General features: G+C 50.8%; 23 protein-coding genes and 1 other annotated feature. Of the genes, 22 read left to right on the forward strand and 1 reads right to left on the reverse strand.

Annotated elements, in window-relative coordinates:
• The first annotated feature begins 15 nt into the window (after positions 1 to 15).
• From QMA09_RS03200 to pheA, 15 genes are all read left to right on the forward strand, one after another.
• Positions 16 to 624: a Maf family protein gene (locus QMA09_RS03200; RefSeq protein ID WP_290211997.1), complete on the forward strand. Its 609-nt coding sequence runs from the start codon at positions 16 to 18 to the stop codon at positions 622 to 624.
• Positions 618 to 1,310: a RadC family protein gene (gene radC / locus QMA09_RS03205; protein WP_135500673.1), complete on the forward strand. Its 693-nt coding sequence runs from the start codon at positions 618 to 620 to the stop codon at positions 1,308 to 1,310. Before QMA09_RS03200 ends, radC begins: the two co-directional genes overlap by 7 nt.
• An 89-nt stretch (positions 1,311 to 1,399) precedes the next feature.
• Positions 1,400 to 2,428 (forward strand): rod shape-determining protein, encoded by a 1,029-nt coding sequence (locus QMA09_RS03210; protein ID WP_290211998.1) that lies wholly within the window; start codon positions 1,400 to 1,402, stop codon positions 2,426 to 2,428.
• Between the two features lie 15 nt (positions 2,429 to 2,443).
• Positions 2,444 to 3,331 carry a rod shape-determining protein MreC gene (mreC, locus tag QMA09_RS03215; RefSeq protein WP_290211999.1) on the forward strand — a complete coding sequence of 296 codons (888 nt, stop codon included), beginning with the start codon at positions 2,444 to 2,446 and terminating at the stop codon, positions 3,329 to 3,331.
• A complete protein-coding gene (mreD, locus tag QMA09_RS03220; protein ID WP_135500676.1) occupies positions 3,328 to 3,858 on the forward strand; it encodes a rod shape-determining protein MreD in 531 nt (176 codons plus the stop codon). The genes mreC and mreD overlap by 4 nt, the downstream gene beginning before the upstream one ends.
• Positions 3,859 to 3,880: 22 nt before the next feature.
• A complete protein-coding gene (gene minC, locus QMA09_RS03225; protein WP_135500677.1) occupies positions 3,881 to 4,546 on the forward strand; it encodes a septum site-determining protein MinC in 666 nt (221 codons plus the stop codon).
• A 1-nt stretch (position 4,547) separates the two neighbouring features.
• Positions 4,548 to 5,348 carry a septum site-determining protein MinD gene (minD, locus tag QMA09_RS03230; protein ID WP_135500678.1) on the forward strand — a complete coding sequence of 267 codons (801 nt, stop codon included), beginning with the start codon at positions 4,548 to 4,550 and terminating at the stop codon, positions 5,346 to 5,348.
• 60 nt (positions 5,349 to 5,408) lie between these two features.
• Entirely contained in the window at positions 5,409 to 6,347 is a 939-nt protein-coding gene (locus tag QMA09_RS03235) for a nuclease-related domain-containing protein (RefSeq protein WP_290212000.1), read from the forward strand.
• Positions 6,348 to 6,481: 134 nt separating this feature from the next.
• Positions 6,482 to 6,563, forward strand: a sequence feature (ribosomal protein L21 leader region).
• Positions 6,564 to 6,577: 14 nt separating this feature from the next.
• On the forward strand, positions 6,578 to 6,886 hold the full coding sequence (rplU, locus tag QMA09_RS03240; RefSeq protein WP_135500679.1) for a 50S ribosomal protein L21: 309 nt from the start codon (positions 6,578 to 6,580) through the stop codon (positions 6,884 to 6,886).
• 3 nt (positions 6,887 to 6,889) lie between these two features.
• Positions 6,890 to 7,219 carry a ribosomal-processing cysteine protease Prp gene (locus QMA09_RS03245; RefSeq protein WP_290212001.1) on the forward strand — a complete coding sequence of 110 codons (330 nt, stop codon included), beginning with the start codon at positions 6,890 to 6,892 and terminating at the stop codon, positions 7,217 to 7,219.
• Positions 7,220 to 7,232: 13 nt separating this feature from the next.
• Positions 7,233 to 7,523, forward strand: coding sequence for a 50S ribosomal protein L27 (rpmA, locus tag QMA09_RS03250; protein WP_135500681.1), 291 nt, complete (start codon positions 7,233 to 7,235; stop codon positions 7,521 to 7,523).
• Between the two features lie 127 nt (positions 7,524 to 7,650).
• Complete coding sequence (locus QMA09_RS03255) at positions 7,651 to 8,166, forward strand: Spo0B domain-containing protein (protein ID WP_290212002.1); 516 nt, start codon at positions 7,651 to 7,653, stop codon at positions 8,164 to 8,166.
• 1 nt (position 8,167) lies between these two features.
• Complete coding sequence (gene obgE / locus QMA09_RS03260; RefSeq protein WP_290212003.1) at positions 8,168 to 9,457, forward strand: GTPase ObgE; 1,290 nt, start codon at positions 8,168 to 8,170, stop codon at positions 9,455 to 9,457.
• Positions 9,458 to 9,484: 27 nt separating this feature from the next.
• A complete protein-coding gene (locus tag QMA09_RS03265) occupies positions 9,485 to 9,937 on the forward strand; it encodes an ACT domain-containing protein (protein ID WP_135500684.1) in 453 nt (150 codons plus the stop codon).
• Positions 9,938 to 9,952: 15 nt separating this feature from the next.
• The gene (gene pheA / locus QMA09_RS03270; protein ID WP_290212004.1) at positions 9,953 to 10,822 is read left to right on the forward strand and encodes a prephenate dehydratase; all 870 of its coding nucleotides are present in this window, start codon (positions 9,953 to 9,955) and stop codon (positions 10,820 to 10,822) included.
• Positions 10,823 to 11,050: 228 nt separating this feature from the next.
• Here pheA and QMA09_RS03275 read toward each other — a convergent pair whose 3' ends face one another.
• On the reverse strand, positions 11,051 to 11,584 hold the full coding sequence (locus QMA09_RS03275) for a transcription repressor NadR (protein ID WP_290212005.1): 534 nt from the start codon (positions 11,582 to 11,584) through the stop codon (positions 11,051 to 11,053).
• A 127-nt stretch (positions 11,585 to 11,711) separates the two neighbouring features.
• Between QMA09_RS03275 and ruvA the strand changes: the two genes are divergently transcribed.
• From ruvA to secDF, 7 genes are all read left to right on the forward strand, one after another.
• Positions 11,712 to 12,308: a Holliday junction branch migration protein RuvA gene (ruvA, locus tag QMA09_RS03280; protein WP_290212006.1), complete on the forward strand. Its 597-nt coding sequence runs from the start codon at positions 11,712 to 11,714 to the stop codon at positions 12,306 to 12,308.
• 19 nt (positions 12,309 to 12,327) lie between these two features.
• Entirely contained in the window at positions 12,328 to 13,332 is a 1,005-nt protein-coding gene (ruvB, locus tag QMA09_RS03285; RefSeq protein WP_135500688.1) for a Holliday junction branch migration DNA helicase RuvB, read from the forward strand.
• Positions 13,333 to 13,347: 15 nt separating this feature from the next.
• Positions 13,348 to 14,400 carry a tRNA preQ1(34) S-adenosylmethionine ribosyltransferase-isomerase QueA gene (gene queA, locus QMA09_RS03290; protein ID WP_290212007.1) on the forward strand — a complete coding sequence of 351 codons (1,053 nt, stop codon included), beginning with the start codon at positions 13,348 to 13,350 and terminating at the stop codon, positions 14,398 to 14,400.
• A complete protein-coding gene (tgt, locus tag QMA09_RS03295; RefSeq protein ID WP_290212008.1) occupies positions 14,397 to 15,539 on the forward strand; it encodes a tRNA guanosine(34) transglycosylase Tgt in 1,143 nt (380 codons plus the stop codon). The genes queA and tgt overlap by 4 nt, the downstream gene beginning before the upstream one ends.
• Before the next feature lie 37 nt (positions 15,540 to 15,576).
• Positions 15,577 to 15,852: a preprotein translocase subunit YajC gene (gene yajC, locus QMA09_RS03300; protein WP_135500690.1), complete on the forward strand. Its 276-nt coding sequence runs from the start codon at positions 15,577 to 15,579 to the stop codon at positions 15,850 to 15,852.
• Positions 15,853 to 16,362: 510 nt separating this feature from the next.
• Positions 16,363 to 16,680, forward strand: coding sequence for a post-transcriptional regulator (locus QMA09_RS03305; protein ID WP_135500691.1), 318 nt, complete (start codon positions 16,363 to 16,365; stop codon positions 16,678 to 16,680).
• A gap of 65 nt (positions 16,681 to 16,745) precedes the next feature.
• Complete coding sequence (gene secDF / locus QMA09_RS03310; RefSeq protein WP_290212009.1) at positions 16,746 to 19,022, forward strand: protein translocase subunit SecDF; 2,277 nt, start codon at positions 16,746 to 16,748, stop codon at positions 19,020 to 19,022.
• The last annotated feature ends 52 nt before the right edge of the window (positions 19,023 to 19,074 follow it).

Raw genomic sequence — 19,074 nt, forward strand, 5'->3', positions numbered from 1 at the left:
GGGAGGAATCCATCCATGAAATTTAAAGCCAAACAACCGATCATCCTGGCGTCTGCGTCACCGCGCCGCCGTGAACTATTAGAAGGTCTGGGCATCGACTTTACCGTAGAACCGAGTTTGAAAGACGAGCCGACGCCTGAAGGTTTCCATACCGCGATGGGCTATGTAATTGAGTGTGCGTTATTTAAAGCAAAAGATGTCGCGAAAGGCCATCCGGAAGCAGTCGTCATCGGCTCGGACACGGTCGTCGTGCTGGACGGCGACATTTTATTGAAGCCTGAAAATGAAGCGCAGGCGAAAGATTTTCTGGGCCGCCTGTCCGGCCAAACGCATGACGTCATTACTGCTGTGTCAATCATCAAAGGTGGCAGTGTGCAATCGTTCCACGAAATCGTACGTGTGACGTTCCACGAATTGCCGCAGGACTGGATTGAAGCGTACACTGCGACACCGGACCCGTATGACAAAGCAGGTGCTTATGGCATCCAGACGGCATCGGGCTTGTTCGTCAAAGCGATCGAAGGTGATTACAACGCGGTCGTCGGCTTGCCGATTGCTTCGCTTGCACAGAAGCTCGTGTTGTCAGGTTACATCGAATTGCAGGGGAGCCGCGTCGAATGCTGACGGAACAGGCGCTGATGATGCGCGAAGTCCATTCAGCCGACCGTCCGCGCGAGCGGCTCATCTCCCAAGGGGCGACGAGCTTATCGAATCAGGAATTGATTGCGATTTTGCTGCGCACCGGCACGAAGCAGGAATCCGTTTTGCATCTTGCAAATCGGGTTTTGCTTTCCTTTGAACAAATCCATCATTTAAAAGACGCAACGATTGAAGAAATCACAGCCATCAAGGGCATCGGCCAAGCGAAAGCGGTGCAAATCCTGGCATCGGTCGAGCTGGGCCGGCGCCTTTCCTCAAAGCAGACAGACACGAAATACACCATCCGTTCCCCCAAAGATGCCGCCAATTACTTGATGGCGGACATGACTTCGCTTAAACAGGAGCATTTTGTGGTCCTGTTCCTCAACATCAAAAATCAGGTTATGCACAAACAGACGATCTTCGTCGGCAGCCTCAATGCCAGCATCGTCCATCCGCGGGAAATTTTCCGCGAAGCGGTGCGGCGTTCTTCGGCGTCGATCGTCTGCGCCCACAATCACCCGTCCGGCAACCCGGCTCCGTCACCGGAAGATATTGCGGTCACTAAACGGCTTTTGGAAGCAGGGAGCATCATCGGAATAGAACTTTTAGACCATATCATAATAGGGGACCATCAATTCATTTCTTTAAACGAAAAGGGGTTCATGTAGGACTGTTACTTTCTTTCTTAATCGTCTATAATGAGTAGTATTGTGTTTACTCTATGGCAAATGTGCATATAAAGAAGGGAAGATTTGACTTGTTTGGAATTGGAACGAAAGACGTGGGAATTGATTTAGGGACTGCGAATACCCTGGTATTCATTAAAAATAAAGGGATTGTACTGCGGGAACCGTCCGTAGTGGCAAAAAATACCAGCACAGATGAAATAGTAGCTGTTGGGAATGATGCACGTAATATGATAGGGCGCACTCCTGGGTCTATCGTCGCAATTCGTCCGATGAAAGACGGAGTAATTGCGGATTTCGATACGACGACAGCAATGATACAGTATTACCTGAAGGGTGCGATGAAAGCGTCCGGCACTTCGTGGTCGAAGCCGAACGTCATGATTTGTGTGCCTTCTGGCATTACATCGGTTGAAAAGCGCGCCATCATTGACGCTGCCCGCCAAGCAGGCGCTCGTGAAGCGTTCACGATCGAAGAACCATTCGCGGCTGCCATCGGCGCAAACTTGCCAGTATGGGAACCTACGGGAAGCCTGGTCGTCGATATTGGTGGCGGGACGACTGAAGTGGCTGTCATTTCGCTTGGCGGCATCGTCACAAGCGAATCGGTCCGCGTCGCGGGCGATGCGATGGACATTGCGATCACGCAATTCATCCGCAAGACCTATAACCTGACAATCGGGGAACGGACAGCTGAAGCGATTAAAATTGAAATCGGTTCTGCGCGCACAGTAACAGAAGCGGAGAAAAATGCTAAAATGGATATTCGTGGACGCGACCTTTTAACTGGCTTGCCGAAAACGATTGAAATTTCCGCGGAAGAAATTGCTGAAGCGTTGAAAGAATCGGTTGCATCGATTATCGAAGGCGTACGCCGCACACTCGAAAAAACACCGCCTGAATTATCAGCGGATGTGATGGAGCGCGGAATCGTCTTAACAGGCGGCGGAGCTTTGTTGAAAAACCTCGACAAAGTGATCGCTGACCAGACCGATATGCCTGTCTTCATCGCAGACAACCCGCTTGACTGTGTCGCGATCGGCACCGGCAAAGCACTGGACAACATCAGCCAGATTCGACGCCAGCAATCGCATAAATAAGGAGGATTGCCCCAAATGTTCCACTTTTTTTCAAACAAGCGGCTGATTTTGCTGCTGCTCGGCGTTATCCTGCTTGTTGCACTGATTTCATTTTCCCTGCGCGACCGTGACAACGTGTCGCTGCCGGAACAGCTCATCAAGGACGGCGTCGGGGCCGGGCAAATGGTCTTTTCCGGACCTGCCCATTTTGTCACAGGAATTTTTGATAATGTCGATTCTCTTTTGAATACATACCAGGAAAATAAGTATTTGAAATCACGTCTCGAAGAATTCGCCGGAGTGCAAGCGGAAGTGACGGACCTGCGCTCGGAAAATAGCGAACTGAAAGCGTTGGTCGGCAAAGAAGCGGATATGCGGGATTACAACCCGATCCAAGCGACTGTCATCGCGCGGAACCCAGACCAATGGGAAGAAAAAGTCATCATCAATAAAGGCTCATCAAGCGGTGTGCTCGAAAACATGGCGGTCATGACGGCCCAGGGGCTAATCGGCAAAGTGACGCTGACGACGCCGTTCACGTCGACAGTTGAATTGATTTCGACGCAAGACCCGAATTACCGGGTCTCGGCGATGGTCATCGGCGGCAAGAAAGATGTCTTCGGCTTGATTGAAGGCTATGACAGCGAACGCCGCGAACTTCTATTGAAGCGCATTGATGCGGACATCGATATCAAAGAAGGCCAGCAAGTCGTTTCAAGCGGCCTCGGCGGCATTTTCCCGAAAGGCATCATCATCGGCGAAATCACCGAAGTGGCGATTGACGAGTTCGGCTTGACGAAATTGGCTTACATCAAACCGGCGGCCGAATTTTCACTGCTCAATCACGTCGTCATCGCGGACCGGGTAATGCCGGAAGTCGACGGCGAGGATAACGGCGAAACAGCGGAGGAAGAGGCCCCATGATGAGATACCTGATTCTGGGGATCGGCTTGGTGCTGTTTTTCATGGAACCGGTCTTCGGCCTGTTTTCGCCGCTCAAGCTGGGCGGCGAATATTATTATATTGTTCCGCGTTTTTTGATCATGTTCCTGATCTTCGTATCGGTTTATTTTGATACAAAACATGCGATGTATTATGGATTATTTTTCGGCCTCTTGTACGATGTCTTTTTCATTGATATTATTGGATTATATTCTTTTTTGTATCCGGCCATTTGTGTGGTTGCCGGATACACGGTAAAGACGGTGCAGCGGAATTTATTCGTAGCGACGCTGTTGACGTTGGTGCTCACAGCTCTTTTCGAGTTCGTGCTGTACCAGTTTTTCACGTTGATTTCGTTGACCGACGTTCCAGCCGGCACATTTTTGGCGACCCGCCTATGGCCGACAATGATAGCGAATTCGCTGTTCTTGTTCGTTCTTGGCTGGGCGTTCAAGTCGGTCATCGTCGGCCGCCTCATCGAACGGGAAAAGAACCCGAGTGTATACTAAAGGAAGCGCAGGTGACACATTTTTGAAGAATCTTGTCAATATTAAGGGGACGAAACAAGGGCTCGTGCTGCAGCTCGATGACCAGTGTTCATACGCCGATCTGCTGGCGGAACTGCAGGCGAAGGTGTCGGATCCTGCGCTTGACGGCAGTGCTGAAGTTCAACTCCAGCTGGGCAACCGTTATTGCACGGAAGCTCAGATTAAGGAAATCATTGCGCTTATCCAAAAGAACGAGCATTTGCGCGTTTCGCGGGTAAGAAGCGACGTCATTACAGTAGAAGAAAGCAATCGCCGCATCCAAGAACGCCAATCCGAGACATATGTCGGCATTGTGCGTTCGGGGCAAGTGGTGAAAGCTGAAGGGGACTTAGTGGTTGTCGGCGATGTCAATCCGAACGGCCGCGTAGCCGCTGGAGGCAATATATATGTACTAGGGCGCCTGAAAGGGATTGCCCATGCCGGAACGAACGGCAACCGGGAAGCGGTAATCGCAGCCTCATGGCTTGAAGCGACGCATCTGCAGATTGATGATGAGCTGGAAATCATGACGGACGAGTTGACGGTCTTATCGGAACAGCCGGAAATGGAATGCGCTTATTTGCATAAAAACGGCAGCATCATCATCGACCGTTTGCAGGAACTCAGATTCTTACGGCCGGAAATTTCAACGTTTAAAGGAGGAAGCTAGTGTGGGAGAAGCTATAGTCATTACATCAGGTAAGGGAGGCGTCGGTAAAACGACGACAACCGCCAATCTCGGCACTGCATTGGCCCTTCAGGGTAAGAAAGTATGCTTGATCGATACGGATATCGGCCTTCGCAATCTCGACGTCATCCTGGGCCTTGAAAATCGCATCATTTACGATTTGATCGATGTTTTGGAAGGACGCTGCAAAGTGCACCAGGCGCTCGTCAAAGACAAGCGTTTTGACGACATGCTGTATTTATTGCCGGCTGCCCAAACAGCTGACAAGAACGACGTCAACCCGGAACAAATGCGCGAATTGGTGACGGAACTCAAGAAAGATTATGATTTTGTCATCATCGACTGCCCGGCAGGCATCGAGCAAGGCTATAAAAACGCCGTTGCTGGTGCGGACAAGGCGATTGTCGTGACGACCCCTGAAATTTCAGCGGTGCGCGACGCCGACCGCATCATCGGTTTGCTTGAAATGGAAGAAAACATCGAACCGCCGAAATTGATCATCAACCGCATCCGCCAGCATTTGATGAATGCCGGTGAAGCGCTTGATGTCAATGAAATCACGACGCATTTGTCGATTGACCTTTTAGGCATCGTTGCAGACGACGAGAGCGTCATCACGAGTTCGAACCGCGGAGAGCCTGTAGTCATGAACCCGGACAACCCGGCCGCGCTCGGCTACCGCAACATTGCCCGCCGCATCCTCGGTGAATCAGTGCCGTTGATGACGATGGACAAGAAGAGCCAAGGCGTCTTCTCGAAAATCAAAGCGATCTTCGCAAAATAACAATGTACCAACGACCTCCGCAGCGATGCGGAGGTTTTTTAGAATCCAAGGAGGTGCTGATTGGACGATCGATTGCTGGCCCAACTGATTTTGGCTGAAAGGCTGCCGAAAAACCATGCCGCGTGGCAGCCGCTCGCTGCTGACTTGAAGAATTTGCTCGCAGGTGCAGGAGGCGAGTCGCGCACCGTAGAACTTTTGAAAAGGGAATTGGAGTTGGACGAAGCGCCGGTTTTATTGGTGGACGTTCACGTTACTTATCAAGGAGGATTTGCGCAAATTGACGTGCTGGTGGTCCATGCAGCTTTTGTCTGCGTGCTGGAAGTGAAGAATATGCGGGGCGAATTTTTCTTTGACGCGGAAAATTTTCAATTCCACCGGATGGTCGACGGCCGCCTGGAGGGCATGCGCAATCCTGAATCGCAGCTGCACCGCGCAGTCAAAGCGATCAGGAAGTTTCTCGAGGTTCCGGTGGAAGGCGTGATCGTTCTCGCTAGCCGGTCCGCGCGCGTCGTCGAGAAGCCGGCGGCGTATCCGGTCGTCGCGCTCCATTACTTGCCGTTCTACCTAGAAGGTCTGGATAAGGGTGGCAAGCTCTTCGACGTAGAAGAGCTGTCACGGAAACTAGGGGCGCTGCCGAAAAGGGTCTTCCGCGGAAATGTGATGGCGCAATACGGGCTCACGGCCGAATCGCTGCGCCTCGGGGTTACGTGCCCGGACTGCCGGAGCCGTTCGCTGGGAAGGAAAAACCGGAAATGGCATTGCGCAGGCTGCGATGGGGTGTTTATAGATGCGCATGAAGTGGCGCTGCAGGAATATGCGGTATTGTTCGGCGAAGAATTGGCGACGCAATTCGCTTATCGGCTGCTCGGCGTGGAAGACAAGTATTTATTGTACAGATTGCTGGAAAAATCGGCGCTGCAAGGAGATAAGCGCGGAAAGCGCTGGATTGTGCCGCGCCGGGAGCTATTAATGGAGTATTTCGGTGCGATTTATAAGTGAACGCACCTCGGCGGCCGGTGAACGCACCTCAAATGGGAAGTTTCGCACCTCCAGACGAAAAAGAAAAGCTTTTGAATTTAAGTTGACTCGAGTTGTCTGCCGTGGTATTATTTTAATGTTATGTTTGTAGCGCACCTGTGCTACAACCGCTCGAATCAGGTATTGAAGAATCGGCTGCAATGCGGATCACCTGAATAGGCGAGTCTTAGTCTAAGAGGAGGTGCAAGGATATGTACGCAATTATTGAAACTGGTGGAAAACAAATCAAAGTTGAAGCGGGCCAAGAAATCTACGTTGAGAAATTAACTGGAGAAGCTGGTGACGTGATCACATTTGACAAAGTTCTATTTGTAGGTGGAGATGAATCTAAGTTCGGTGTTCCTTTTGTTGAAGGAGCTACTGTTACTGCTAAAGTCGTGAAAAGCGGAAAAGGCAAAAAGATCACAGTCTTCAAATACAAAGCTAAAAAGAACTACCGTAAAAAACAAGGTCACCGTCAGCCATACACGAAATTGACTGTCGACGCGATCAACCTGTAAGACATGATACGAGTAAACGTAACTGAAACATCAAACCGGATTTCATCATTTGAAATGTCCGGGCATGCCGACTTTGCCGAACACGGGCAAGACCTCGTCTGCGCTGGCGCATCTGCTGTCTCTTTTGGAGCGGTGAATGCCATAATGGAGCTGACGGGAATCGAACCTGACATCAAGCAAAGCAGCAGCGGCTTCTTGAAAGTCGTTTTTCCGGCAGGACTGGATGAAAAAACGGACGAGCAGGTACAATTGCTGGTGCGTGGAATGATTGTTTCTTTAAAAACGATTGAACACGATTATGGGCAATATATTAAAATAACCTTCACAGCTTAGGAGGTGGGACAGAATGTTAAGATTAGATCTTCAGTTTTTCGCATCCAAAAAAGGTGTAGGTTCAACGAGAAACGGACGTGACTCAGAATCAAAACGCCTTGGCGCTAAACGTGCAGACGGACAACTAGTTACTGGTGGTTCAATTTTATACCGTCAACGCGGTACAAAAATTTATCCAGGTGAGAACGTTGGACGCGGCGGAGACGACACACTATTTTCAAAAATCGACGGAATCGTACGTTTCGAACGTTACGGACGCGACAAGAAAAAAGTGAGCGTATACCCAGTTGCACAAGAAGCTTAATAAAAACGAAAAGGGCTGCTTTGGCAGTCCTTTTTATTTTGAATAGAGGCAGAAGCCAGCTAAAATCCGGGAAATTGCGCTGCAAAATTGGTATACTGATAAAAGAAGCTGAAATAGGAAGTGACTTATGGACGTGACAAAATCAGTGGTACAATCGCTTCGGCATGCGCGGCATGATTTTCTGAATGAGTTGCAATTGATTGGCATGTACCTGGACCTCGGGCAACCGGAAAAGGCCAAAGCGATGATTCGCTCTCATGCCGAAGCGGCTGTGCACATGAGCCGGCTCGCGGGATTGGGTATGCCGATAACGGAAGAATGGCTGCTCTTGTCAAAATGGCGCTATCCGGAATTGGCGATCCACACCGAATGCACGGCTGAGGCCGGCATTGCGAGCTTGGACGGGGCATTTGCCGGAATGCTGGAAAAATTCGCTGAAACGGTCCGGCCTCAAATGGATCCGTTCATCGAATATGTTTGTACAATAAATATTTGGAATGAAAACGATTCGCTTGCGATGAAGATTTCATTGAACGGTGACTGGCAGGGTCTGCAGTTGCCGGAAAGTTCACTAGACACAGCAGTAATAAAGTGTGGCAGCGACGGCATGGAAGTGGCCGTCCGCCCACAGATGGAGGGATAATATGTTTGTCGATCACGTAAAAGTTTATGTTAGAGGTGGCGACGGCGGGGACGGTATGGTAGCGTTCCGCCGCGAAAAATATGTACCAAATGGCGGTCCTGCGGGCGGCGATGGCGGTAAAGGCGGAAACATCGTCTTCATGGTCGATGAAGGCTTGCGCACGCTTATGGATTTCCGCTACAAACGGATTTTCAAAGCGGACCGCGGTACGCACGGAATGAGCAAAAACCAGCACGGCGCGAAAGCACAGGATACGATTATCCAAGTTCCGCCGGGCACAGTTGTTAAAGACGCCGATACGGGTGAAACGATCGCCGATTTGGTTGAACAAGGCCAAACAGCCATCATCACGCGCGGTGGGCGCGGCGGACGTGGAAATTCGCGTTTTGCGACACCGCAGAATCCGGCTCCGGAACTATCGGAAAAAGGCGAACCGGGCTTTGAGCGCAACGTCATCCTGGAATTGAAAGTGTTGGCGGATGCCGGACTTGTCGGATTCCCGAGTGTCGGGAAATCGACGTTATTGTCTGTCGTTTCTGCAGCGAAGCCAAAAATCGCTGAATATCATTTCACAACAATCGTGCCGAACCTCGGAATGGTCGAAACAGAAGACCAACGCAGTTTCGTTATGGCCGATTTGCCAGGATTGATTGAAGGCGCGCACCAAGGAGTCGGCCTCGGCCATCAATTCCTGCGCCACATCGAGCGCACGCGCGTCATCATCCACGTCATCGATATGTCCGCCCTAGAAGGCCGCGACCCGTATGATGATTACATGACGATCACAGAAGAACTGAAACAATACAATATGCGTTTGACTGAACGCCCTGAATTGATCGTGGCGAACAAAATGGATATGCCGGATGCTGAAGAAAACTTGAAGAAATTCCGCGAAAAAATGCCGGAAGATGCACAAATTTTCCCGGTTTCCGCGTTGAGCCGCCAAGGCTTGTCGAATCTTCTGTTCGCGATTGCGGACCTGATCGAAGTGACGCCTGAATTCCCGTTGATCGACGAAGAAGTCGACGAATCGGAAAGCACGGTTCTTTACAAGCATGAGAAAGAATCCGATGGCTTTACGATCACTCGTGAATCCGACGGAGCATTCGTCTTGTCAGGCTACGCCATCGAGCGTATGTTCAAGATGACCGATTTCTCGCGCGAAGATTCAATTCGCCGCTTCTCCCGCCAAATGCGCGGAATGGGCATTGATGATGCGTTGCGTGAACGCGGCGCTGAAAATGGCGACACGGTCCGCCTGCTTGAATTCGAATTTGAATTCATGGACTGATTGAGAGATTTTTGGGAGGTTTATTGAATGAAGGATGTATCCGAACAACGGTATTATTTGGTGCGTGAAGACGTGTTGACCGAAGCGATGCAAAAGACGCTTGAAGTAAAGCGCCTGCTGCAGCGCGACCGCATGTCGATTTTGGACGCAGTCAATCACGCCGGGCTTTCACGCAGTGCATTTTATAAATATCGGGATGCGGTATTTCCATTCCATTCGATAGTGAAAGAGCGGATCCTGACGGTGTTTTTGCAGCTGGAAGACCGCTCCGGAACGCTTGCCACTTTGCTGCAGTCGGTTGCTGAAGCCGGCTGCAATATTTTGACCATCCACCAGACCATTCCGATCCAAGGGCGCGCGAACGTTACGCTGTCGCTCGATGTGACGGCGATGGAACTGGAATTGGATGCGTTTTTGCAGCAGCTGAAAAAACTCGATTTTGTCGAGTCGGCTGATGTCGTATCAAGCGGATCATCTTAACTTAGGAGTGGTTGAATGGCTGGAGAAAACTTGAAGGACCGCATTTCGTATTTGGGGCCAGAAGCCTCATTCACCCATCTGGCGGCTGTCCGGGTGTTCCCGGAAAGCACGCTAGTGCCGTTTGCCACGATTCCTGAATGCATCGAAGCAGTGGCGGAAGGCCGCGTCGATTACGCGGTCGTGCCGCTTGAAAATGCACTTGAAGGATCTGTATCGTTGACGGTCGATTATTTATTCCATGAAGCGCAATTGTATGTGGCAGCGGAAGTCCTTTCGCCGATCGGCCAGCATTTTCTGGTGCATCCGGAAAATGCGGAAGCCGAATCGTTCGAAGCGATCTACTCTCACCCGCAAGCGCTCGCCCAAAGCCATAAATTCCTGTTCTATACGTACCGGAACACGCCGCTCGAGCAATACAGCTCGACATCAGCGGCGGCCAAAATGGTGTCGGAGCTTCCAGAGCGCCCGATTGCAGCAATTGGCAATGAATTCGCGGCCCATAAATACGGCTTGAAGATTCTGCACCGCGATATCCATGATTTCCATTTCAACCACACGCGCTTTTTCGTGTTGTCGAAAACGAATCACAAATTGGAAATCGCGGGGCATGAAAACGAGATCAAAACGACCTTGATGATCTCGCCGCCGACAGACGACCGTTCCGGCGTGCTCCATCAAATCTTGTCCGTCTTCGCGTGGCGCCAGCTCAATTTAAGCAAAATTGAGTCGCGCCCGCTGAAAACCGGCCTCGGCAATTATTTCTTCATCGTCGACGTGCTGGCAGAAGAAGGCTCGACCATGATGCGCGGCGCGCTCGAAGAACTTTCGGCAATCGGCTGCGAAGTCAAAACGCTCGGCTCGTATTATATGTATAAGAATTCCTGAACAAGACCCCGCAGCCGTGTTGGCTGTGGGTTTTTTTATGTTTGCTGCAAGGGGATTCGATATTTTGCAAAGAAAGTGCGGTATTCTGCAAACAAACTAGTTATTCTGCAAACAAATCCGATATTCTGCAAATAAAACCAGTATTCTGCAAGTAAACTCGATTTGCTGCAAGTAACATAACACTGCCCAATAAAAAACGCGGAACCCTAAGAGGATTCCGCGTTTCATCTATTCAGTGTCTTCGAGCAGGTAGCCGTGCTCGCGCATGGCGGCAACTGCTGCGTCCAATATGCTTTCATTTGCTGCGGTGATGGTGTGGAGGTGAGTGCCGTCGGTCAACTCGAGCAAGTAGCTCGCGCCGGTGTCGCGCACGCGCTTCATGAACGCTTCAACGCTGGCTTCGTCGGAGACGTGGATGCCGGCTGTCAATTCGCCGTAGACGGGGTGCTCGACCGACACGTCTTTCACGGTGGCGCCGGCGCGCACAAGAATTTTCAGTTCATCTTCCGTGTCGCTCGGCAGGTGGCGGCACGCAATTTGCCGGCTCACGGACTGAGAGCCGCTGCCAGCGAGGAAGAGATAGCCGGAACTCGTCGCGATGATCGGCTCGCTGCGTGCTTTCAAAAGCGTCATATCGCTGACGATGACTTGCCGCGAGACGTTGGCGAAAGCGGCAAGTTCGCCGCCGGTCAAAGGCGCATCGGCGGTTTTCAGTTTTTCCAATAAAATCTGGCGGCGCTGTTCTCCGTAAAGTTTTTTCATGATACAACCTCAGCTTTCCGGATAGGATAAATCCATTTTACCACGGACAATTTCCTAACGGGTTTATTTCGTAAAAGGCGAACAAATATGCTATAATCAATAGGTTAAAATAGGGGAGAGAACGTCTATGTACGATTACATAAAAGGGATAGTCACACGCGTGACTCCCGAATATCTGGTAGTTGAACAACAGGGCATCGGCTGGCAGATATTTGCACCGAACCCTTATTCATTTGGCACAGAAGAGCTGCAGGTTTTCCTGTACCATCACGTGCGGGAAGATGCGCATCTGCTATTCGGCTTTACGACGCTGGAGCAGCGTGAATTGTTCCGGAAACTCATTTCGGTGTCTGGCATCGGGCCGAAGGGAGCGCTTGCGATATTGGCAAGCGGTGAACCGCAGCACGTCATCGAAGCGATCGAAAGGGAAGATGAGTCGTATTTGGTGAAATTCCCGGGCGTCGGCAAAAAAACGGCACGCCAAATGATCCTCGATTTGAAAGGCAAGCTGGCGGAGTTTTTCGATGCGCCGTTCTTGACGAACGAATCGCCCGGCTTGTTGGCGGAAGGCGATATCGAACTGGAAGAAGCGATGCTGGCACTTGGTGCACTCGGCTATTCAGAGCGTGAAATCACGAAAGTGAAGCCGCAGCTGAAAGATCTGGGCTTAAACACCGAAGGCTATATGAAGAAAGCTCTTCAATTATTATTGAAACAATCTTGATGAAAAGGAGGCGAACGGCATGGAAGAACGTGTAATCGGCAGCGAAATATCGGAATTTGACGAACGCTTTGAACAGTCGCTGCGCCCGAAATTTCTGTCGCAGTATATCGGCCAGCATAAAGTGAAGCACAACCTCGAGATTTTCATCGAAGCGGCAAAAATGCGCCAGGAAAGCCTGGACCACGTCTTGTTGTACGGGCCTCCTGGACTCGGGAAGACGACGCTCGCTGCGGTCATCGCCAATGAAATGGAAGTCGGCGTGAAAATGACCAGCGGACCGGCAATCGAACGCCCGGGCGATTTGGCGGCCATCGTGTCGTCATTGGAACCGGGTGACGTGCTGTTCATCGATGAAATCCATCGTTTGAACCGCTCAATCGAAGAAGTGCTGTATCCGGCGATGGAAGATTTCTGCCTCGATATCGTGGTCGGCAAAGGGCCGACCGCGCGTTCAGTGCGGCTCGACTTGCCGCCGTTCACGCTGATCGGTGCGACGACGCGCGCAGGCGCCTTGTCTGCGCCGTTGCGAGACCGTTTCGGCGTGCATGCACGCTTGGATTATTACGACACGGAATCGCTGACAGATATCGTCGAGCGCAGCTCAAAGCTCTTTGAAGCGGACATTGCGCCGAACGCCGCGGTGGAAATCGCAAGGCGCTCCCGGGGGACGCCGCGTATCGCCAACCGGCTGCTGAAGCGCGTGCGTGATTTTGCGCAAGTTCGCGGCAACGGCACGATCACGGAAGACATCGCGAGCCAGGCGCTCGAAATGCTGCAAGTCGATCCGCTCGGCCTCGACCACATCGACCATAAATTGCTGGTCGGCATGATCACCCGTTTCCGCGGCGGTCCGGTCGGCCTTGATACGATTGCGGCAAGCATCGGGGAAGAGTCGACGACGATTGAAGATGTCTACGAACCGTATCTGCTGCAAATCGGCTTTATCCAGCGCACGCCAAGAGGGCGCGTTGTCACTGCAATGGCTTATGAGCATTTTCAGATGGAAATGCCTGAATCTAAATAAAGGAAGTTTTAAAAAATGAACGTAAATGATTTTGATTTTGAACTGCCAGAAGAATTGATTGCCCAGACGCCGTTGCTTGACCGTACGTCGAGCCGGCTTTTGGTCATGGATAAAAAAACAGGCGATGTCACGCACCGCCATTTCCGCGACATCGTTGAGCATCTCCATGCCGGCGATACGCTTGTGCTGAACGATACCCGCGTGCTGCCGGCGCGCATGATGGGCGTCAAAGAAGACACAGGTGCGAACATCGAATTGCTGCTGCTGAAAGAAATCGGCGAAGACGTTTGGGAAACACTCGTCAAGCCGGCTAAAAAAGTGAAAATCGGGACCGTAATATCCTTTGGCGAAGGTCTTCTGAAAGCGGAATGCGTCGGGCTTTTGGACCACGGCGGCCGCCATTTCAAAATGGTCTACGACGGCATTTTCTACGAGATTTTGGAGCAATTGGGCGAAATGCCATTGCCGCCGTATATCCGTGAAAAGCTGGAAGACCAGGGCCGCTACCAAACCGTCTTTGCGAAAGAGCGGGGAAGTGCCGCGGCACCGACTGCCGGCCTTCATTTCACCGATGCGCTATTGGACGAGATCCGTGCGAAAGGCGTCAACATCGCCTTCATCACGCTGCATGTCGGGCTCGGCACATTTCGTCCCGTGTCGGTCGATTCGATCGAAGACCACGAAATGCACGCGGAATTCTACCGCATCACCCAAGAAACTGCGGACCTGATCAACAACACGAAAAAAAGCGGTGGACGCGTCATTTCAGTCGGCACAACATCGACGCGCACGCTTGAGTCCGTGGCCAATAAATTCGGCGGCGAATTGCAGGAAGACAGCGGCTGGACGGATATATTCATTTTCCCGGGCTATGAATTTAAAGCGATTGACGGCTTGATCACCAATTTCCATTTGCCGAAATCGACTTTGGTCATGCTCGTCAGCGCATTGTCGAACCGTGACGCCATTTTGAACGCCTATCAAGAAGCAGTCCAAGAACGCTACCGTTTCTTCAGTTTCGGAGACGCAATGTTCATTGAACCAGCGAAAAAGGAGACACAACAATGACACAAGCAGTATGGTACGAACACATAAAAACATGCAAACAGACAGGTGCGCGCCTTGGAATCGTACACACGCCGCACGGTTCGTTCGAAACACCGGCTTTCATGCCGGTCGGCACGCAGGCAACGGTCAAGACGATGTCGCCGGAAGAATTGAAAGCGATGAATGCGGGCATCATCCTCAGCAACACGTATCACCTATGGCTGCGCCCGGGCAATGACGTTATCAAAGAAGCAGGCGGCCTGCACAAATTCATGAACTGGGACCGTCCGATTCTAACGGATTCCGGCGGGTTCCAAGTGTTTTCATTGAGCGAATTCCGAAACATCAAAGAAGAAGGCGTCCATTTCCGCAACCACATGAACGGCGACAAATTATTCCTGAGCCCGGAAAAGGCGATGGAAATCCAGAACGATTTGGGCTCTGACATCATGATGGCGTTTGACGAATGCCCGCCATATCCGGCGACGCATGAATACATGAAATCAAGCGTCGACCGCACATCCCGCTGGGCAGAACGATGCATCGCGGCGCATGCCCGCAAAGAAGATCAAGGTTTGTTCGGCATCATCCAAGGCGGCGAATTCGAAGACTTGCGCCGCCAAAGTGCGCAAGACCTTGTATCGCTTGATTTCCCAGGCTACGCAATCGGCGGCTTGTCTGTCGGTGAACCGAAAGATGTCATGAACCGCGTATTGGAATTCACAACGCCGTTCATGCCAGCTGACAAACCCCGCTATTTGATGGGCGTCGGCTCACCAGATTCGTTGATTGACGGTTCGATTCGCGGCGTCGACATGTTCGACTGCGTCTTGCCAACTCGCATCGCGCGCAACGGCACCTTGATGACAAGCACAGGGCGCTTGAACATCAAGAACGCGAAATTCAAACACGATTTCGGTCCGCTTGACGACAAATGCAGCTGCTACACGTGCACGAATTACTCACGCGCTTACGTTCATCACTTGCTGCGCGCAGATGAAACCTTCGGACTTCGACTTACTAGTTATCATAATCTTCATTTTCTGTTAAACTTAATGGAACAGGTGCGACAAGCGATACGCGAAGACCGCCTGGGAGATTTCCGCGAAGAATTTTTTGAAGCCTATGGTTTCAATAAGCCAAACGCTAAGAATTTCTAATAAGAATAAGAGACAGCGAAGGGGGGAAATTGAAAAAATGGATACAATTATTGCGTTATCACCTTTACTATTAATGTTCTTGTTAATGTGGTTTTTCATCATCCGTCCGGCACAAAAGCGCCAGAAAGCGACAGCTAATATGCAGTCGGAACTACGCCGCGGAGACCGGATCGTAACAATCGGCGGCCTCCACGGAACAGTTGACGCAGTCGACGATGCAACAATTTACATAACTGTTGCAGACGGCACGCGCATGCAATTCGAACGCCAGGCAATCGCCCGCGTTGTGGATGCAGCGAAAACGACGGTCTAATGAAACGATCGCCTTCGATACCGAAGGCGATTTTTTTTAATCGAAAATAATTTAGGTTCACAAATGATTCATCATATTGATACTCCGCAAAACTGCCTCGCTTGCCGCGGGCAAGACATGGGCTGGAGCTAGCGTAGCGATGCAACGCACTTTCATGTCTCGAAGCTAGCATAGCGATTCAGGGACAGGGGGCAGAGTCTTACAGGCTTCTCGTCAGTTTTGCTACTTATCTACAAATTAACAGGACCAAAAAAATTTTTCTTTTCTAATAGAGCGTATCTAGCGAAGGCGCTGCAAAGGGCTAGGCGAAGCAATGAGACGAGTGTTCTTCTCGACTCTTTGCGAGAGCCATGCCCAAAGCGTCCGCAGCGGTGTTCAAGAGCTTGCTTCTTGTGTTTAAGAATTAACCACAACCAAACTTGAAATAAAAGCCATAAAAAATAAAGCCATTGTTCTCAATCTTCCCGCAATCGGCTACAATGGAAAAGAACGGATGGAAGGAGCAAGAAAATGTTAAAATTTACCGATCAATATGATGTCGTTCTGCCTGCGCTTGAAAGCAAGATTGCTGAATTCCGTTATTTTCAATACGATACGTTCTCTGCTGAAGATTTATGGGATTATTGCATTAAGAAAAAATGGCGCAAAAAAGATATCGGGGATATGAGGCTGCATGAAATGGTCAACGGCATTATGGACATCCGTGCATCTGATTTCGTCGCCTACCATCAAGTAGAAGGGCTAAAAGGCGGCAATTGGTTTTCAGAAGGCAATTTAGCGAATCTTGAAGAGCTGCTGCGCCCGACGAAAAAGCCGGATTCCGTTTGACACCTTTCCAGACCTGTTTCATAATGATAGTGCTGTGTTTTCACATCGAGGAGGAATAATTACATATGAAGTCAAGAGGTCGCATTATCGCCTTTTTCTTATTGGTCATTGTACTGTTAGGAACCGTCGGCGCCACGAGTTTACCTATTGCTAAAGACATCAAGCTTGGACTGGATCTGCAGGGCGGATTCGAAGTTCTCTACCAAGTTGAAGCGCTTGAGGAAGGGCAGGAAATTACGGACGCTGTGCTGTCTGACACGGTCAACGCTTTGCGCAGCCGGATCGATGTACTCGGCGTCAGTGAACCGGTCATCCAGATCGAAAGCGGCAACCGCATCCGTGTGCAATTGGCTGGCGTCGAAGACCAGGCCACTGCCCGTGAGCTGTTGTCGACTGAAGCCAATCTGACGTTCCGCAACGCCAACGATGAAGTGATGCTTGCGGGGAACGATCTGAAGCAAGGCGGCGCATCTGCGACATTCGACCAGAATGGCGCACCGATTGTTACGCTTGAGCTGAACGATCCAGGCAAATTTGCTGAAGTCACAAATACGATTTCGCAATTGCCGCCACCGGAAAACGTCCTCGTTATCTGGCTTGATTTTGAAGAAGGCGTTGATTCCTACGTCGAGGAACTTGGCAAGCCGGATCCGAAGTTCGTATCGGATCCACGGGTTTCTCAGCGCATCAATTCGCCATCCGTTGAGATTTCCGGTTCATTTACTGTAGAAGAAACGCAGAATTTGGCCGGCATCTTGAACGCCGGAGCTCTTCCGGTAAGCTTAGAAGAAGTATACTCGACTTCTGTCGGCGCGCAATTTGGCGCACAGGCGCTTGAACAGACCGTATTCGCCGCAGCAATCGGTGTTGCGCTCGTCTTGCTGTTCATGATCGTCCATTACCGGGTTCCAGGGCTGATCGCAGTGGTAACGCTGTCGGTTTACATTTACCTGATCCTCTTAGTGTTCGAATTGATCGGCGGGGTGCTGACACTTCCAGGTATCGCAGCGATCGTGCTGGGTGTCGGGATGGCTGTTGACGCCAATATCATTACTTACGAGCGTATCCGCGAGGAAATGCGTGCTGGGCGTTCGGTGCGTGAATCGTTCAAAGCGGGAGCGGCTTCGTCGTTCTCAGCTATCTTGGACGCTAACGTCACTACGATGATCGCTGCTATCGTATTGTTCATTTTCGGTACCAGCTCTGTCAAAGGTTTTGCGACATTGCTGATCATCTCGATTCTGGTCAGCTTCCTGACCGCTGTCTGGGGTTCACGCGTACTGCTTGGCTTATTGGTTGGCAGCGGTGTAATGGACAATAAATTCAGCTGGTTCGGATTGAATAAATCAAAAGTCCATGATCCGTCAGAGAACAAAGAAATCTATGATTTGACGACGCCATTTGACCGGTTTGATTTCGCCGGCAGCCGCAATAAATTCTTCGCGGCGTCGATCATCACCATCGTGATCGGTATGATCGTCATCGGCGTTTTCCGCTTGAACTTGGGAATCGACTTTACGCAAGGTACGCGAGTTGAAATTACGTCTGATGCGGCTCTTTCCAAAGAGCAGGTTGAAAGCTTCTTGTCGGAAAGCGGCTTTGAGACAGAAGATGTCGTCATTTCCGGCGACGATTCCAATTTGGCTGTAACCCGGTATACGGAAGAATTCAGCCAAGAAGAAATCAATGACTTGAAGTCGGCAGCAGTGGAAGAATACGGCGTCGAGCCGAACGTTTCTACCGTTTCGCCGACGGTCGGCCAGGAATTGGCCAAAAATGCGCTTTACGCACTTCTTATTGCGGCTATCGGCATCGTCATTTACGCGACGTTGCGCTTCGAGTGGCGCATGGGTGTTGCGTCGATCGTGGCGTTGATCCATGATGCATTCTTCATCGTCGCCGTGTTCAGCTTGCTAAGGCTGGAAGTTGATATCACGTTTATCGCAGCTGTGCTGACGATTGTCGGGTATTCGATCAACGATACAATCGTGACGTTTGACCGCATCCGTGAGAACATGAAGCGCGTGAAGAAAATCGAAACGGAAGATCAACTGGCTGATATAGTCAATAGATCATTGCGCCAGACGCTCGTCCGTTCGGTTAATACCGTGCTGACAGTGGTGCTGGTCGTCGTTGCGCTATTGATCTTCGGTGCTCCTTCGATCACCAACTTCTCGATTGCTTTATTGATCGGCTTGATCGCTGGAACGTATTCTTCGATTTTCATCGCAGCCCAGTTATGGCTCGTGCTTAAAAAGCGCGAACTTAACAAAAAAGGCCCGATCGACATCGAGAAACTTGAAGAGAAAAACAAATGGGGTTCTGATGAGCCTGTGGTATAAAGGAAAACTCACTCCGTAAGAGGCATAATGCCCCTTACAGTGGGATAAGTTT

It is taken from the genome of Planococcus sp. APC 3906 (genome assembly GCF_030407685.1).
Taxonomy (GTDB): Bacteria; Bacillota; Bacilli; order Bacillales_A; family Planococcaceae; genus Planococcus; species Planococcus koreensis.

What these genes read in the sequence shown, in the direction of transcription:
- QMA09_RS03200 (WP_290211997.1), top strand. Translation starts at nt 16, where the DNA reads ATGAAATTTAAAGCCAAACAACCGATCATCCTGGCGTCTGCGTCACCG.
- radC (WP_135500673.1), top strand. Translation starts at nt 618, where the DNA reads ATGCTGACGGAACAGGCGCTGATGATGCGCGAAGTCCATTCAGCCGAC.
- mreC (WP_290211999.1), top strand. Translation starts at nt 2,444, where the DNA reads ATGTTCCACTTTTTTTCAAACAAGCGGCTGATTTTGCTGCTGCTCGGC.
- mreD (WP_135500676.1), top strand. Translation starts at nt 3,328, where the DNA reads ATGATGAGATACCTGATTCTGGGGATCGGCTTGGTGCTGTTTTTCATG.
- rplU (WP_135500679.1), top strand. Translation starts at nt 6,578, where the DNA reads ATGTACGCAATTATTGAAACTGGTGGAAAACAAATCAAAGTTGAAGCG.
- QMA09_RS03245 (WP_290212001.1), top strand. Translation starts at nt 6,890, where the DNA reads ATGATACGAGTAAACGTAACTGAAACATCAAACCGGATTTCATCATTT.
- rpmA (WP_135500681.1), top strand. Translation starts at nt 7,233, where the DNA reads ATGTTAAGATTAGATCTTCAGTTTTTCGCATCCAAAAAAGGTGTAGGT.
- QMA09_RS03255 (WP_290212002.1), top strand. Translation starts at nt 7,651, where the DNA reads ATGGACGTGACAAAATCAGTGGTACAATCGCTTCGGCATGCGCGGCAT.
- obgE (WP_290212003.1), top strand. Translation starts at nt 8,168, where the DNA reads ATGTTTGTCGATCACGTAAAAGTTTATGTTAGAGGTGGCGACGGCGGG.
- QMA09_RS03265 (WP_135500684.1), top strand. Translation starts at nt 9,485, where the DNA reads ATGAAGGATGTATCCGAACAACGGTATTATTTGGTGCGTGAAGACGTG.
- pheA (WP_290212004.1), top strand. Translation starts at nt 9,953, where the DNA reads ATGGCTGGAGAAAACTTGAAGGACCGCATTTCGTATTTGGGGCCAGAA.
- QMA09_RS03275 (WP_290212005.1), bottom strand. Translation starts at nt 11,584, where the DNA reads ATGAAAAAACTTTACGGAGAACAGCGCCGCCAGATTTTATTGGAAAAA.
- ruvA (WP_290212006.1), top strand. Translation starts at nt 11,712, where the DNA reads ATGTACGATTACATAAAAGGGATAGTCACACGCGTGACTCCCGAATAT.
- ruvB (WP_135500688.1), top strand. Translation starts at nt 12,328, where the DNA reads ATGGAAGAACGTGTAATCGGCAGCGAAATATCGGAATTTGACGAACGC.
- queA (WP_290212007.1), top strand. Translation starts at nt 13,348, where the DNA reads ATGAACGTAAATGATTTTGATTTTGAACTGCCAGAAGAATTGATTGCC.
- tgt (WP_290212008.1), top strand. Translation starts at nt 14,397, where the DNA reads ATGACACAAGCAGTATGGTACGAACACATAAAAACATGCAAACAGACA.
- yajC (WP_135500690.1), top strand. Translation starts at nt 15,577, where the DNA reads ATGGATACAATTATTGCGTTATCACCTTTACTATTAATGTTCTTGTTA.
- QMA09_RS03305 (WP_135500691.1), top strand. Translation starts at nt 16,363, where the DNA reads ATGTTAAAATTTACCGATCAATATGATGTCGTTCTGCCTGCGCTTGAA.
- secDF (WP_290212009.1), top strand. Translation starts at nt 16,746, where the DNA reads ATGAAGTCAAGAGGTCGCATTATCGCCTTTTTCTTATTGGTCATTGTA.